The 14,280-nt window shown below is 67.8% G+C and carries 13 protein-coding genes and 1 pseudogene; 7 read left to right on the plus strand and 7 right to left on the minus strand.

Annotation, left to right across the window (positions count from 1 at the left end; translation table 11 throughout):
- Positions 1–17: 17 nt before the first annotated feature.
- Complete coding sequence (locus E1J61_RS17280) at positions 18–1,139, minus strand: AI-2E family transporter (protein WP_133095258.1); 1,122 nt, start codon at positions 1,137–1,139, stop codon at positions 18–20.
- Between the two features lie 143 nt (positions 1,140–1,282).
- Positions 1,283–1,723: a bacterioferritin gene (locus E1J61_RS17285; protein WP_133095259.1), complete on the minus strand. Its 441-nt coding sequence runs from the start codon at positions 1,721–1,723 to the stop codon at positions 1,283–1,285.
- A 260-nt stretch (positions 1,724–1,983) separates the two neighbouring features.
- Between E1J61_RS17285 and E1J61_RS17290 the strand changes: the two genes are divergently transcribed.
- From E1J61_RS17290 to E1J61_RS17310, 5 genes are all read left to right on the plus strand, one after another.
- Complete coding sequence (locus tag E1J61_RS17290) at positions 1,984–2,847, plus strand: adenylate/guanylate cyclase domain-containing protein (protein WP_133095260.1); 864 nt, start codon at positions 1,984–1,986, stop codon at positions 2,845–2,847.
- A gap of 199 nt (positions 2,848–3,046) precedes the next feature.
- Positions 3,047–3,502: an Ohr family peroxiredoxin gene (locus E1J61_RS17295; RefSeq protein ID WP_133095261.1), complete on the plus strand. Its 456-nt coding sequence runs from the start codon at positions 3,047–3,049 to the stop codon at positions 3,500–3,502.
- Positions 3,503–3,639: 137 nt separating this feature from the next.
- Complete coding sequence (locus E1J61_RS17300) at positions 3,640–4,101, plus strand: MarR family winged helix-turn-helix transcriptional regulator (protein ID WP_133095262.1); 462 nt, start codon at positions 3,640–3,642, stop codon at positions 4,099–4,101.
- A 37-nt stretch (positions 4,102–4,138) separates the two neighbouring features.
- Positions 4,139–4,390, plus strand: coding sequence for a hypothetical protein (locus E1J61_RS17305; RefSeq protein WP_133095263.1), 252 nt, complete (start codon positions 4,139–4,141; stop codon positions 4,388–4,390).
- A gap of 94 nt (positions 4,391–4,484) precedes the next feature.
- Positions 4,485–5,672: an MFS transporter gene (locus E1J61_RS17310; RefSeq protein WP_133095264.1), complete on the plus strand. Its 1,188-nt coding sequence runs from the start codon at positions 4,485–4,487 to the stop codon at positions 5,670–5,672.
- Between the two features lie 7 nt (positions 5,673–5,679).
- On the opposite strand, the gene E1J61_RS17315 is transcribed toward E1J61_RS17310, so the two are convergent.
- On the minus strand, positions 5,680–6,585 hold the full coding sequence (locus E1J61_RS17315) for a LysR family transcriptional regulator (RefSeq protein WP_133095265.1): 906 nt from the start codon (positions 6,583–6,585) through the stop codon (positions 5,680–5,682).
- 114 nt (positions 6,586–6,699) lie between these two features.
- On the opposite strand from E1J61_RS17315, the gene E1J61_RS17320 reads away from it, so the two are divergent.
- Complete coding sequence (locus E1J61_RS17320; protein WP_133095266.1) at positions 6,700–7,719, plus strand: NAD-dependent epimerase/dehydratase family protein; 1,020 nt, start codon at positions 6,700–6,702, stop codon at positions 7,717–7,719.
- On the opposite strand, the gene E1J61_RS17325 is transcribed toward E1J61_RS17320, so the two are convergent.
- The 4 genes and pseudogenes from E1J61_RS17325 to E1J61_RS17335 form a co-directional block, all read right to left on the minus strand.
- Positions 7,673–8,701: a transporter gene (locus tag E1J61_RS17325; protein ID WP_133095267.1), complete on the minus strand. Its 1,029-nt coding sequence runs from the start codon at positions 8,699–8,701 to the stop codon at positions 7,673–7,675. The genes E1J61_RS17320 and E1J61_RS17325 overlap by 47 nt on opposite strands.
- A 138-nt stretch (positions 8,702–8,839) precedes the next feature.
- Positions 8,840–8,977: pseudogene (locus E1J61_RS38640) on the minus strand (aminopeptidase P family protein); the annotation flags it as partial.
- Between the two features lie 222 nt (positions 8,978–9,199).
- Entirely contained in the window at positions 9,200–9,541 is a 342-nt protein-coding gene (locus E1J61_RS17330) for a hypothetical protein (protein WP_133095268.1), read from the minus strand.
- Positions 9,542–9,635: 94 nt separating this feature from the next.
- Positions 9,636–13,211 (minus strand): indolepyruvate ferredoxin oxidoreductase family protein, encoded by a 3,576-nt coding sequence (locus tag E1J61_RS17335; RefSeq protein WP_133095269.1) that lies wholly within the window; start codon positions 13,209–13,211, stop codon positions 9,636–9,638.
- 114 nt (positions 13,212–13,325) lie between these two features.
- On the opposite strand from E1J61_RS17335, the gene E1J61_RS17340 reads away from it, so the two are divergent.
- Positions 13,326–14,261, plus strand: coding sequence for a LysR substrate-binding domain-containing protein (locus E1J61_RS17340; protein WP_133095270.1), 936 nt, complete (start codon positions 13,326–13,328; stop codon positions 14,259–14,261).
- Positions 14,262–14,280: the final 19 nt, after the last annotated feature.

Consider the following 14,280-nt stretch of genomic DNA (forward strand, 5'->3'; position numbering starts at 1 on the left):
AGGCGAACCGGCCTGCACTATTCCGCGGTCTGCTCGATCGATTCGGGCACCGGCTGCGCAGGCTGCGGAGGCGGCTGGTCTTCAACCCACTGCCAGAACAGCCGGTAGGCCACGGCCAGCATCACGGGACCGATAAACAGCCCGATGACGCCGCCTGTCACCATCCCGCCCAGCGCGCCGATCAGCACCACCGGCATCGGCACGTCCACGCCGCGGCCGAGCATCAGCGGCTTGAGCACGTTGTCGGCCAGTCCCGCGATAAAGGTGTAGACGGCAAAAATCACGGTCCCCCCGGTGGCACCCTCGGCGGCAAAGACAAGGATGATCACCGGGACGGTGATCAGCGTCGCCGGCAACTGCATGATGCCGAGCAGCAGCACCGCCAGCGCCAGCAGGCCGGCACCGGGAATACCCTTGACCACGAAGGCAACGCCGATCAGCAGCATCTGGATGAAGGCGATGCCTACCACGCCCTGCGCCACCGCGCGGATGGTGGCGGTGCACAGCATGGCCAGCCGCGGGCCGCGCTCCGGGCCGAACACGCGCGAGGCGATCTGCCTGGCGCTGTGCGTCCCTTCCTCGCCATAGGCCATGATGATGCCGGCGATGATCAGCGCGAACAGCAGGACCAGCAGGGCCACGCCGACGCCGGCGAGCTTGCCCAGCAGCGCCAGGCTGACGCCCTTGAGTTGCGGCATCAGCTTTTCCATCACCGCTGTCATGTCGGTGGCAGCCTGCAGCCAGAAATCGTAGAGGCGCTGCCCGACGACCGGCCACGCGGCGACCGACTCCGCCGGCATCGGGATATGCACGCGGTCGTCCCGGACCATGGCGATGGCGTTCTCCACCGAATCGACCAGTGCCTGGCCCAGCAGGTAGGTCGGCACCAGGATGATGGCAAGGACCAGCACGACGATCAGCGTGGCGACACGCCCGTCATGCCCTCCCATGCGGGCGCGCAGCCTGACCTGCAGCGGGTATATGGTGACCGCCAGGATCACTGACCACAGCAGCAGGTCGACGAACGGATGGAAGATCTGGAAGCAGAAAACCGCCAGCACGGCGATCAGCCCGGCGCGGATCAGGACGTCAAGCAACCCGCGGGACAGCGCCTTCTCGGAAATGGGCGTGGGCAACATCGAGCGTCTCCCCGCGGTACAAGCCGCAAAGGTTCACATCGGTACGCCAGGCTTGTACTCAGCGCCGGCCGAAATCCAGTCTAGGCGAGCCCGGGGGCTCGGGCAACCTTTTCGTCACCCGGGCCACAAACCCGCCCATCAACTTAGGGCTGTCCGGGCTTGCGCAGCATCTTGTCGACCTCGCCGGCATGCAGTTCCTCCAGCTGGATCGACTCGCGCGCATATTCTTCCAGCGCCACCGAGCGGCCCTCGACCAGGGTCAGCAGCTGGCGGTACAGGTCCAGCGCCTGCCGCTCGGTCGCCAGCGATTCGCGCAGGATGGTGCCGATGTCGGTGGTGTGGCTGTCCAGCAGCGCCGCGATGCCGAGCGAGGGATACGCGCCCAGCGTGGTGATCCACTCCCCGGCCTGCTGCGCATGGAGCAACGATTCGTTGGCCTGTTCGCGCAGCCAGGACACTACGGGAATGCGGCCGAAGCCGAACACCAGGAAGGAATAGTGCGTATAGCGCACAACCCCGGCGAGTTCGGCTTCCAGTATCTGGTTCAGCACCCCGACGACCTTGTCTTTCTCGATTTCCGCCATGGCATCTTCCTCCCGCGATACAGAGACAAAACAGAGGGACAAACACAGGCTGATTCATTCTAGTCGGCGCCACGCCACACCTGAGGCTTTGCGCACCGGCGGCGAGCGCGTGCGGGCCAGCAATCCGCCAGTGGAATTCCTATCATGCAGACGTGGCGCGTGCCCGCAGCAGCCCGCGCTGCCCGCCCGGAAAACTGACAACTTCGCCGGTGATGCAAAAGGATCCAGGTTCGCCAGCCGACCAATGCGACGGCGCCGTGATGTTCGCGGACATCTGCGACAGCACGCGGCTTTACGACAAGGCCGGCGACGCGGTGGCACTCGCCGCCATCCGCCAATGCCTGGCGCTGATGAAGGCGCGCGCCGCGCTCGCGCAAGGGCGCGTGGTCAAGACCATCGGCGACGAAATCATGGTGCTGTTCCCCGCCGCCGATCACGCGATGCAGGCCGCACTCGACATGCAGGAGGGCGTGGCCGGGCTGGCACCGATCGCCGGCATAGCCTTGTCGATCCATATCGGTTTCCACCATGGCCCGATCCTGTCGGACGAAGGCGGCGACGTGTTCGGCGACACGGTCAACCTGGCCGCGCGGCTGGTCAAGCTGGCCTCGCGCGGACAGATCATCACCAGCAAGCATGCCGTGGAGCAGCTATCGGCACCGCTGCGGCAGATGACGCGCGCGCTGTATCCGATCCAGGTGCGCGGCAAGCTGCAGCTGATCGAGCTGTACGAGGCGATCTGGCAGCAGAACACCGAGCTGACCCTGGTCGCCCCGGTTGATGTCGCGGCGCGCCGCTCGCTGTTCCTGTCGCTGCGCTACCGCGACACGCTGTTCGAGATGGACGCCACCTCGGCGCCGCTGACCATCGGCCGCGACAGCACCATGAGCATCGTCATCCTCGACCGGCAGGTGTCGCGCTTCCAGGCGACTGTCGAGCCGCGCGGCGGCCGCTTCGTGCTGATCGACCGCAGTTCCAACGGCACCCATGTCCGCATCGACGGCGAAGACAGCCTGATGCTGCGCCGTGACGAGATCACGCTGCGGGGCCACGGCTGGATCACGTTCTCCGCACCCGGCGATGCCGGCCAGGAGGCGATCGAGTTCTTTGTCGAGGAAGACTGAGGCGGCTCCCGCACAGTTGCACGGTGGCGTGGAAATTCTCCTTGACTTCAGCCGGTCCGTATCCCATCATGCTTTCCATCGCATGCGATTGAAGCGTTTGCGATAGATCAGCGAGAGCTGATTGTTTTTCCCCATACATATCGTATGCGATGTAATCGCACAAGATATAAATACCACCTGACCGAAAGGAACCCCCGCCATGAGCAAGATCGACAAAGTCCTGGCCACCGGCAAGACCTACACCACCCTCAGCGCCGCCGGCAACACGCCCCGCGGGCATGACGGCACCGTCGACATGCGGCTGTCGTCGCCCGGCAGCGAAGCCAACCCCAACCATGTCTTCGATGGCAGCGATGCGCATCCCACCGCCGAGCGCCTGTTCGCGGCCGCGTGGTCGGCGTGCTACATCAGCGCGGTAGGCCTGGCGGCCAAGACGCACAAGCTGACCCTGCCGTCCGACCTGGCCGTCGAGATCGAGGTGGACCTGGGCCAGACCGGCCGCGAGTACCTGCTGCAGGCCCGCCTGAACGTGCGCATGCCCGGCGTGCCGCATGACGTGGCGACGGCGGTGGCCCATGCCGCTGACGAAATCTGCCCGTACTCCAAGGCCACGCGCGGCAACATCGACGTGGCGATCAACGTCATCACCGGCTGACGCAGCCGCGCGGCCCCGGTCCGTGCCTAAAAGGCACGGACCGGGGCCCATGGGTCGCATCCGGTTATCGCATCCCCGATACAATCGCATACGACCTATAATTTCCCGCAGCGTCATCCAGACACGGGAGCCAGACCATGAAAGCCACCGACAAGGCCGCCGCCGCGGACCCCAAGCTGTCCGATTTCCTCTGCTTCGCCGTCTATTCCGCCAACCTGGCGTTCGGCAAGGCGTACAAGCCCGTCCTCGAACAACTGGGGCTGACCTACACGCAATACATCACCATCGTGGCGTTGTGGGAGGAAGACAACCAGACCGTGGGCAGCCTGGGCGAGAAGCTTTTCCTGGAATCGAACACGCTGACGCCGATCCTGAAGAAGCTCGAAGCCATGGGATACGTGGAACGGCAGCGCGATCCCGAGGACGAGCGCCAGGTGCGGATCAGCCTGACCCGCACTGGCCGCCGCCTGCGCGAAAAGCGCCTCGAAGGCAGCCTGGCCGAAGCCACCGGCCTGGCGCCGGACGAATTCGCACGCCTGCAGAAGGCGGTGGCGACGCTGCGCAACAACCTGATCCGGTCGGTCAGGTCCGGCGACTGAAGGCGCCGGCCACCGCCCTGCATTACGAGCTACTGACATGAACCAGGCATCCACCCCGTACAGCCCGATCAGCTGCGAATTCCACGACCTGCTCGAAGCGCTGGCCACCGTGCGCCGGCCCGCCGTGATCCGCTATCGCGACCAGGATGGCGCGGCGCGGCAAGTGACGGCGACGATCACCGATATCTTCAGCCGCGAGCGGGTGGAGTTTGTCTCGCTCGGCACGGGCGAGGCGCTGCGGCTGGACCAGCTCGTCGAGGTCAACGGCGAGAAGCTCCGCGACTACTGAGCCCCGCTCCCGGCCCTACTCCCGGCCCTACCCCCGGCTTTACCCCCGTCCTTGCCCTATCCTTCCAGGGAATACACCGGGCAAGGTGGGCCGCATGCGCGCATTGATCTTCTGCTCCGTGCAGTTCCTGCTGGCGGTCACGTGGACCCTCTACGTGGCGTTCCTGCCGCAGCTCGCCACGCAGGCAGGCATCCCGCGCGCGCAGGTTGCGTGGATCCTGGTGATGGACCAGGTGATCTTCGTCGCCATGGACCTGGCGCTGGGCATCGCCGCCGACCGTGTCGCCAACGGCATGCGCCGGCTCGGCGGCTGGATCCTGGCGCTGTCGGTGGTTTCCGCGCTGGCGTTCGTGCTGCTGCCTTCGGCTTCCTCGCCGGTGCTGCTGCTTGCCCTGACCGCGTTGTGGGCCGCCACCTCTTCGGCCCTGCGCGCGCCGCCCATGGTGATCATCGCGCGGCGGCTGCAGGGATCGGCTTCGTCGTTCCTGGTGTTGGCGTCGCTGCTCGGCATCGGCCTGGCCGGCGCGGTGGCACCGGTGCTGACGGCGCGGCTGCGCGAGGCTTCGCCGTTGATCCCCTTTGCCGCGGCCAGCGCGGCACTGGTGGTGGCCGTGGTCGCGCTGCGCTGGGTTGAATTGCCGCCGGCAAGCCAACGGGCTGACGCGGCGCCGATTGCCAGTGCCGGCCCGCGGCGCCTGTGGCTGCTGTTCGCAGCGGTCTGGCTGCTCGCGCTGGGCTTCCAGGTCCACACCGCGATCAACTCCGGACCGGCCTACCTTCGCTTCGTTGCCAGCGCCGAGCTGGTGCGGGTGATGCCGGCGTTCTGGATCGGCTTCGCGCTGTGCGTGCTGCTGCCCGAGACACCATGGCTGCGGCGCTTTCCCGCCTGCGTGCTGCTGCTCGCCGCGTCGGTGCTGGGCGCGCTGGCCTTGTCCGGGTTCATTGCCGCCGCTTCGCTGCAGGCGGTGCTGGCCGCGCAATGCCTGGCCGGCGGCATGTGGGGAATCATGTTTGGCGCGGCGGCCAATGCCGCGCTCGATGCCGGGCGTGTGGGCCGCGAAGGCAGGCTCACCGGGCTGGTGTTTGCCGTGCTGGCCATCGCCGCTTTCCTGCGCATCGCCGCGGTGGCCTCCGGCGCCGCCAAGGGCGCGATACTGGCCAGCCTGATGCCGTGGGTGCCGGCGCTCGCATGGAGCGCGGGGGCGCTGCTGCTGGCGTTCTTCGTCGCGGCAAACCTGCCCTATCTCGCCACGCGCGCTCAGGTAGCAAGGCCACCGGCGTGATGCCGGACTAAGGCCCCATCGTCGCCGTTCCGGCGTAGTCGCGAAGTCCTGCGACCAGCGCGGCAAACGTCGCCGCGCAGCGCGCGCTGCCGCGCAAGTCCTCGTGCATCGCTACCCAGGTATCCATCGCCACCGAAAACTCGCTGCGCAACACCCTGACCAGCCCCGGGGCGCGCGCCGCGAGCGCGGCATGGCACACGCCGATGCCGAACCCGGCACGGATCGCGCCCAGCTGGGCCAGGTCGCTGTCGGCGCGAAAGGCCAGGCGCTGGCGCGAGAACGCCGGAAAGCGCTCAAGCAAGCGGCGGATGAACAGCGTCTCCCGGTCGAAGCCGATCATGGCAAACCCCGGCAGTTCCTCCAGCGACTGCGGCACGCCGTGCGCGGCCAGGTAGCGCTCATGCGCATGCAGCCCCAGTTCGATGCCGCCGACGCGCTGGGCCACGAGCGCATCCTGCTCGGGCCGGAACATCCGCACGGCGATATCGGCTTCGCGATGCAGCAGGTCGTCGACGCGGTTCGACAGCACCAGTTCGATCTCCAGCGCCGGGTGGGCTTCGCGCAGTGCGGCCAGGATCGGCGGCAGCACTTCGACGCCGACGACCTCGCTCGCCGACAGCCGCACCGTGCCGCGCACGCCGGCACCGTGCCCGCTGGCCGCGCGCCGCATGGCCGCGGCCGTGGCGGCGAGTCCGGCGGCATAGGGCCGCAGCGTGCGTGCGGCGTCGGTCGGGGCGAAGCCGTCGAAGGAGCGCGTGAAGAGCTTCAGGCCCAGCGCGGCCTCAAGACTGTCGATATGGCGGCCGACGGTCGGCTGCGTCAGGCCCATGGCGCGGCCGGCAGCCGACAGCGAGCCGGTTTCCAGCACGTGGAGGAAGGTGCGGTACCACTCCCAGTTCGGTTCGCCGGCCATGCCTATGCATTTTTGTTTAGCAACCAGCCGATTATAGGCAATTTTCTTTTTGCCGAGATGCCCGCAAACTGGCCTGCATCAGACCACGACAGCACCCATGCCAAGGAGATTCCCATGTCCAGGATCGCGCTGTTTGGCGCCGCCGGCGCCATTGGCCACAGCATCGCCGCCGCACTGGCAGGCCGGGGCCAGCCGTATCGCGTAGTCGGCCGCGACACGGCGCGCCTCCACCAGGCCTTCGGGGCCGACCCGCTCGCCGAGATCGTCGCGTGGGACCCCGATTCGCCGGCCTCCGTCCAGGCCGCGGCGAGCGGCATCGACACGCTGGTCTACATGGTCGGCGTCGACTACTGGCGCTTCGACCTGCACCCTGAACTGCTGCGCAAGACACTGGATGGCGCGCTCGCAGCGGGCGTCAGGCAATTCATCCTGATCGGCACCGTCTACCCCTACGGACGCGTCCAGGGCGGCAATCCGGTCAGCGAGGACCACCCGCGCGCGCCGCATACCTTCAAGGGCCGCATGCGCAAGGCGCAGGAAGACCTGCTGATGCAGGCCGACGCCGCCGGGCGCATCCGCGCCACGGTGCTGCGGCTGCCCGACTTCTACGGCCCGGGCGTGCAGGCCAGCCTGCTGCACCGCGCCGCGCAGGCTGCCGTATCCGGCGGCACCGCGGACATGATCGGGCCGATCGATGCGCCGCACGAGTTCGTCTATGTGCCGGACGTGGGGCCGGTGGTGGCGCGGCTGGCGGATACGCCCGCGGCCTTCGGCAGGATCTGGCACCTGGCCGGCGCCGGCGCCACGACACAGCGCGAACTGGTATTGGAGATGGAAAGGCAGACCGGCCGCCGGCTCAGGCTGCGCATCGCCGGCAAGGGCATGCTGCGCCTGCTCGGGCTGTTCAACCCGTTCATGCGCGAACTGGTCGAGATGCACTACCTGATGACCGATCCGCTGATCCTGGACGATGCCGCGCTGCAGCGGCTGATCGGGCCGATCCGCAAGACGCCCTACGCCGAGGGCATCCGGCAGACGCTGGCGGCATGCCAGCCTGGCCGGCACGCCGCCAACCTCGCCAACGTCGCTAACCTGCCTGCTTGCGAAACGCCCAGCGCCCCGCCAGCACAGTGAAGCTGGCCACCAGCGCCACCAGCACCCAGAAGCCGTGCGGATGCTCGGCCAGCGGGATGCCGCCCACGTTCATGCCAAAGAAGCCGGCCACGATATTGATCGGCAGCGCCAGCACGGTCACCAGCGTCAGCGTGAACAGCGTGCGGTTGGTCTGCTCGTTGAGCTTGGCGGCGATCTCTTCCTGCAGCAGCTTGATGCGTTCGACCAGCGCGGCAAGGTCGTTGAGCACCAGCGAGAACTCTTCGGTCGATTCGCGCAGCTCCTGCAGGTCGGCTTCCTGCAGCCACGCCGGCGGCCGGTTCAGCAGCCGGAACAGCGCGCCCGGCTCCGGCGCCAGCAGCCGTTGCAGCCGCACCAGGCCGCGCCGCATCGCGCCCAGATCGGCGCGGTTGCCCTGCAGCCGCTGCGACAGCAGCTGGTCCTCGATCTGGTCGACGTTCACGCCGGTCTCACGCACGATCTGCACCAGCACGTCGGCCTGGTCGCGCAGCAGGTGCACCATCAGGTCCGCCGGCGAGCGGAACGCCTCGCCGTGCCGCACCGCCTCGCGCAGCCGGTCCACCGAGCGCAGCGGCCGCGCCCGGGCCGTGACCAGCAGGCGGTGGTCAGCGTGGGCGCACATGGTCGAAATGTCCGTCGATGAGACGCCGAAGTTGTAGATCACATCGTTGACCACGGCCAGCAGCGCGGTGTCCAGACGCTCGATCCGCGTCGAGCGCGAGCCCTGGCGCAGCGCCTCGAAGTATTCGTCCGGCAGCCCCAGGTGCCCCTTCATCCAGCGTTCGCAGGCGCTGTGGGACAGGTTGAAATGCAGCCAGACGAAGGAGCGCTCGTGCGCGGCAGCCGGCGGCGCCTGCTGCAGCCAAGCCGCCGCGCCCCGCGAATCGATCTCGCGCATGGCCCCGCCGGGCGCGAACAGGAAACCGCTGACCAGGCCGACCGGGTCCGATCCATAGCCCGCCTCGACAATGCCCGCTTGCATGCCTGCTCCCTTCACATGGAATTTGCCTCGCGCGACGTTATCACGCCGCAATGACAGTGTCGGAAAATGAAGGCGCGGGTGGTCCCGGGTCTGGTCTGTGCGTTTGCGGCTTCCGGCGCCGCCCTGCCTTGCCGGGCCCTACAACACCGTCGCGTACTCCAGCGTCTTCGGCATCTTCACGATCACCTCGGGCACTTCCCCGACGATGACCGTGTCATCGAGCCGGAATCCGCCCAGCCCGTAGACGTACAGCCCCGGCTCCGACGAATACACCTCTAGTTGGCCAGCATCGCCACGCCGGTCAGGTCCTTCGACGGGTTGTACGGCAGCTTCGGATACAGGAAAGGATTGAAGGCAAGGTTGGGAGTGAATCCTGTGGAAGCCGAGCTAAATAACTTTCCCGCCGAAAGATAACGATGCGCAACTCGCCGGCATTTCTCCCCCGGCAGTGATCGCTGCGCTATTCATGCCGATGGTTCTTAAAACCCGATAGCCGGGTCAGCGCTGGCCGGCATCGAAGGCCTTCTGCCAGACATCGTGGTCTGGCGGATAGACCGCGTCGAAATGCTCGCGCAGCGCGGCGATCTCCTGCACGATCGCGAACGAAAAGCCCTGGCGGCCGCCGCGGTCGTCGAACTGCAGGCAGTTCAGGTAGTGCCGGCATCCGACCGCATCGAACCACTTGGCGGCGACGGTATTGACGATGCGGGGGAAAGCCCGCCCCAGCTCTACCGGACGGACCGCGTCGGGCAGCTCGGCCATCCAGCGGATGGTCTCGCGGCGCAGCGTCAGGTCATCGTCCGTGGCGGTCTTGCGGTGGAAGGCGGGGTCTTGCGTCAAGGGAGTCTCCGGGTGCAGCCGGGAGGATAGCCGATTGTGGCCGGACCATGCCAGGTCCGGCCAGCCCGGGCTTTTCCCGGTTGCACGCCGGCGCTCAGGCCGCGGCCCGGCGCGCCGCCCCGCGATACTCCGCCAGCAGTGCTTCGCGGCGCGCGGCCGCAGCCTGCATGCTGGCTTCCTTGACATGGCCGTAGCCGCGGATGTCGTCGGGCAACGTGGCCAGAGCCAGCGCGGTGTCGAGCTTGTCGGCGCCCAGCGAGGCGGCGAACTCGTCGACCATGGCCAGGTAGTCGGCCACCAGCGCGCGCTCGGCGCGACGCTCCGCGGTCTTGCCGAACACGTCGAACGCGGTGCCGCGCAGGCCTTTCAGGCGGGCCAGCAGGCGGAAGGCGGTCAGCGTGCGCGGGCCGAAGCGGCGCTTCACCGGATGGCCCTTGCTGTGGGTCTTGCCCGCATTCGTCAGCGTGGGCGGGGCCAGCCAGAAGTTGAGCTGGTAGTCGCGGCCGGGCTCGCCTTCGAACTGCGCGCGCAGCTTGTCGAGGAAGGCCGGATCGGCGTACAGGCGCGCCACCTCGTACTCGTCCTTGTACGCCATCAGCTTGGCCAGGTTGCGCGCCACCGCTTCGGTCAGCGGCAGCTTGCGGTCGGCGCCCAGCTTCTGCTCGGCGGCGCGGATACGCTCGACCGCTTCACGGTAGCGGCTGGCGTACGCGGCGTTCTGGTAGTCGGTCAGCATCGACTCGCGCTTGCGGATCAGCGTGTCGAGCGTCTGCGGCAACGCCACCACGTGGGCCGTCTGCGCGGGCGCATCCGGCAGCAGCGCCTTCACGGCAGCCTCGCCGTGGTGCGCGAGATACCGGCCCCATTCGAACGCCTGGCGGTTCTTGTCGACCGACACGCCGTTGAGTTCGATCGCGCGCAGCAGGCTGGCATGCTGCAGCGGGATCCAGCCTTTCTGCCAGGCAAAGCCGAGCAGCAGCGGGTTGGAGTAGATGGCATCGGCCAGCAGCGTCACGGCCCAGGCGCTGGCGTCGATAAACGCGCTGGCCTCGCCCACGCTGTTGCGCAGGTCCTGCTCGGCGCTGGCGCCGGGGAACTTCCACTTCGGGTTCTTGATGAACTCGGCGGTCGGGGTGTTGGCGCTGTTGACCACCGCAGCGGTCACGCCGTGCCGGGTCTTGGACAGCACCTCGGCCGAGGCCGAGACGATGGCGTCGCCGCCGATCACCAGCCGCGCGTCGCCGGTGGCGATACGCGTGGCATGCAGGTCATGCGGCGCCGGTGCGATCTGCACGTGGCTGATCACCGCCCCGCCCTTCTGCGCCAGGCCTGCCATGTCGAGCACGGTGACGCCCTTGCGCTCCAGGTGCGCGGCCATGCCGAGCAGGCCGCCGATGGTCACCACGCCGGTGCCGCCCACGCCCGTCACCAGCACGCCATACGGCCGTTCCAGCGCGGGAAGCGTTGGCATCGGCAGCGCCTCGAAATCGGCGCCGGCGCCCTTGCCGCCCGCCGCCGCGGGCTTGCGCACCTGCGCGCCCTCGGCGGTGACGAAGCTGGGGCAGAAGCCGTTGACGCAGGAGAAATCCTTGTTGCACGACGACTGGTTGATCCGGCGCTTGGTGCCCAGTTCGGTCTCCAGCGGTTCCACCGACAGGCAGTTGGACTTGGCCGAGCAGTCGCCGCAGCCTTCGCACACTGCGTCGTTGATAAAGGCGCGCCTGGCCGGATCGGGATACGTGCCGCGCTTGCGGCGGCGGCGCTTCTCGGTGGCGCAGGTCTGGTCGTAGATCAGGATGGTGACGCCCTCGGTGTCGCGCAGCTCCAGCTGCACGGCATCGAGCTGGTCGCGATGGAACACCGTCACGCCGGACGGCAGCATGCTGCCGTCACCGTACTTCTGCGGCTCGTCGGTGACGACGACCAGCTTCTTGGCGCCCTCGGCCAGCACCTGGTGGGCAATCTGCGGCACGGTCAGCACGCCGTCGATCGGCTGGCCGCCGGTCATCGCCACCGCGTCATTGAACAGGATCTTGTAGGTGATATTGGCCTTCGCCGCAATCGAGGCGCGGATCGCCAGCAGGCCCGAGTGGAAATACGTGCCGTCGCCCAGGTTGGCGAACACGTGCTTGTCGCCGGTGAAATGCATCTGGCCGGTCCACGCCACCCCTTCACCGCCCATCTGGCTGAAGGTGTCGGTATTGCGGTCCATCCACAAGGTCATGTAGTGGCAGCCGATGCCGGCCAGCGCGCGCGAGCCTTCCGGCACGCGCGTGGAGGTGTTGTGCGGGCAGCCCGAGCAGAACCAGGGCTTGCGCTCGGCCGAGATGCGCGGCTGCGCGGCCTCGCGCTCCTTGGCCTCGATCACCGCGACGCGCGCGGCGATGCGGGCGCGCACGGCTTCCGGCAGGTCGAAGCGCTCCAGGCGCCTGGCGATAGCCTTGGCGATCAGCGCCGGCGACAGCTCGTAGTGCGCCGGCAGCAGCCAGTTGCCGCGCGGCACCGACCATTCGCCGCCGTCGTTGCCGCGCTGGTCGAACTTGCCGAACACCTTGGGCCGCACGTCCTCGCGCCAGTTGTACAGCTCTTCCTTGAGCGCGTATTCCAGGATCTGGCGCTTCTCTTCCACCACCAGGATTTCTTCCAGGCCGGTGGCGAATTCACGGGCCCCGTGGGCCTCCAGCGGCCACACGCAGCCTACCTTGTAGACGCGGATGCCGATGCGGGCGCAGGTCTCGTCGTCGAGGCCGAGGTCGGCCAGCGCCTGGCGCACGTCCAGGTAAGCCTTGCCGGCGGTCATGATGCCGAAGCGCGCATTGGGCGAATCGAGCACCACGCGGTTCAGGCGGTTCGCGCGGACATAGGCGAGCGCCGCATACCACTTGTGGTCGAGCAGGCGCGCTTCCTGTTCCAGCGGGGTATCGGGCCAGCGGATATTGAGGCCGCCGGCCGGCATGGCAAAGTCTTGCGGCAGCACCACCTGCACGCGGTCGGGGTCGATCTCGACCGAGGCGGTCGACTCGACCACATCGGTGACGCACTTCATCGACACCCACAGGCCGGAATAGCGGCTCATGGCCCAGCCGTGCAGGCCGTAGTCGAGGTATTCCTGCACGTTGGCCGGATACAGCACCGGGATGCCGGCGGCCTGCAGCACGTGCTCGGACTGGTGCGCGACGGTGGAGGACTTGGCGGCATGGTCGTCGCCGGCCAGCAGCAGCACGCCGCCATGGCGCGACGAGCCGGCCGAATTGGCGTGCTTGAGCACGTCGATGGACCGGTCCACGCCCGGACCCTTGCCATACCACATCGAGAACACGCCATCGCGCGAGGCGTTGGGGAACAGGTTGACCTGCTGCGACCCCCACACCGCGGTGGCGGCAAGGTCTTCGTTGACGCCGGGCTGGAACACGACATCGTTGTCCGCCAGGTGTTTCTTGGCCTTCCACAGCGCCTGGTCGACACCGCCCAGCGGCGAGCCGCGGTAGCCGGAGATAAAGCCGGCCGTGTTCAGGCCGGCGGCGCGGTCGCGCGCCTTCTGCAGCATCGGCAGGCGGACCAGCGCCTGGACCCCGCTCATGTAGACGCGGCCTTTGTCCAGGGTGTACTTGTCGTCCAGGCTGGCGCTGGCGAGGGTGTCGAGGAGGGTGTGGGGTAGCGGTGCGTTCACGATGTCTCCGTGCTTATTCTGGTGTCCGGAGCAGTGTAGGAATCCCGCTGGTTATCGTAAAATCAAGAATTCCCACACCTGATATCTGCAAAACGGATATCCCCGGAGACATACATGGCCAAGGCGCGCGAGAGCTCGGAGAGACTTGCCAAGGAAATCACATTGCGGCAGTTCCGCTACTTTGTCGCGGCGGCGGAAACCGGGCAGTTCTCGATGGCGGCCACGGCCGAGCATGTGTCGCAGTCGGCGGTGACCAACGCCGTGCTGGCGCTGGAGCAGCGGCTGGCCGTGCGGCTGTTCGAGCGGCGCCCGCACGGCGTGACGCTGACGGCGGAAGGCCACCTGTTCTACCAGCATGCGCGCCAGATCCTGGATTCGGTCGAGGATGCGCTGCGCGAGCCGCGCTTCCAGGTGCACGGCCTGCAAGGCAGCGTGCGCCTGGCCGCCTCCTATACCGTGCTCGGCTACTTCCTGCCGGGTTTGCTGGCGCGCTTTCGCACCAACTACCCGGACATCGAGCTGGACCTGCTTGACATGGACCGGCCGGATATCGAGCGCGCCGTGCTGGCGGGCGAGATCGAGCTGGGGATCGCGCTGCTGTCCAACCTGGAACGGCCGCAGCGCTTCAAGCGCCACACGCTGATGCGCTCGCGCCGCCAGCTGTGGACCTCGGCCAGCCATCCGCTGCTGGACATCGAGCGCCCGTCGCTGCGCGACGTCGCGGCTTACCCGTACATCCTGATCACGGTCGACGAGGCCGAGGAATCGACCATGCGCTACTGGCGCAGCCTGCGGCTCTCGCCCAATATCGCCTTCCGCACCGGGTCGATGGAGGCACTGCGCGGGCTGGTCGCGCACGGTTTCGGCGTCACCGTGCTGTCCGACATGGTGTACCGGCCGTGGTCGCTGGAAGGCAAGCAGATCGAAGCCCGGCCCATCGCCAACGCGGTGCCGGACATGGAGGTCGGCATGCTGTGGCAGCCGGGACGCAAGCTGGGCAAGCCGGCCGACGCGCTGCGGGAGTTCCTGATCCACGCGTGCGGCAGCTGAGGGCTCGCCGGGCCGGTCG

This window comes from Cupriavidus sp. L7L, assembly GCF_004353535.1.
Classification (GTDB): Bacteria; Pseudomonadota; Gammaproteobacteria; order Burkholderiales; family Burkholderiaceae; genus Cupriavidus; species Cupriavidus oxalaticus_A.

Coding starts and splice junctions, on each gene's coding strand:
- E1J61_RS17305 (WP_133095263.1), top strand. CDS start 4,139: ATGAACCAGGCATCCACCCCGTACAGCCCGATCAGCTGCGAATTCCAC.
- E1J61_RS17315 (WP_133095265.1), bottom strand. CDS start 6,585: ATGGCCGGCGAACCGAACTGGGAGTGGTACCGCACCTTCCTCCACGTG.
- E1J61_RS17310 (WP_133095264.1), top strand. CDS start 4,485: ATGCGCGCATTGATCTTCTGCTCCGTGCAGTTCCTGCTGGCGGTCACG.
- E1J61_RS17300 (WP_133095262.1), top strand. CDS start 3,640: ATGAAAGCCACCGACAAGGCCGCCGCCGCGGACCCCAAGCTGTCCGAT.
- E1J61_RS17325 (WP_133095267.1), bottom strand. CDS start 8,701: ATGCAAGCGGGCATTGTCGAGGCGGGCTATGGATCGGACCCGGTCGGC.
- E1J61_RS17290 (WP_133095260.1), top strand. CDS start 1,984: ATGTTCGCGGACATCTGCGACAGCACGCGGCTTTACGACAAGGCCGGC.
- E1J61_RS17285 (WP_133095259.1), bottom strand. CDS start 1,723: ATGGCGGAAATCGAGAAAGACAAGGTCGTCGGGGTGCTGAACCAGATA.
- E1J61_RS17320 (WP_133095266.1), top strand. CDS start 6,700: ATGTCCAGGATCGCGCTGTTTGGCGCCGCCGGCGCCATTGGCCACAGC.
- E1J61_RS17340 (WP_133095270.1), top strand. CDS start 13,326: ATGGCCAAGGCGCGCGAGAGCTCGGAGAGACTTGCCAAGGAAATCACA.
- E1J61_RS17280 (WP_133095258.1), bottom strand. CDS start 1,139: ATGTTGCCCACGCCCATTTCCGAGAAGGCGCTGTCCCGCGGGTTGCTT.
- E1J61_RS17295 (WP_133095261.1), top strand. CDS start 3,047: ATGAGCAAGATCGACAAAGTCCTGGCCACCGGCAAGACCTACACCACC.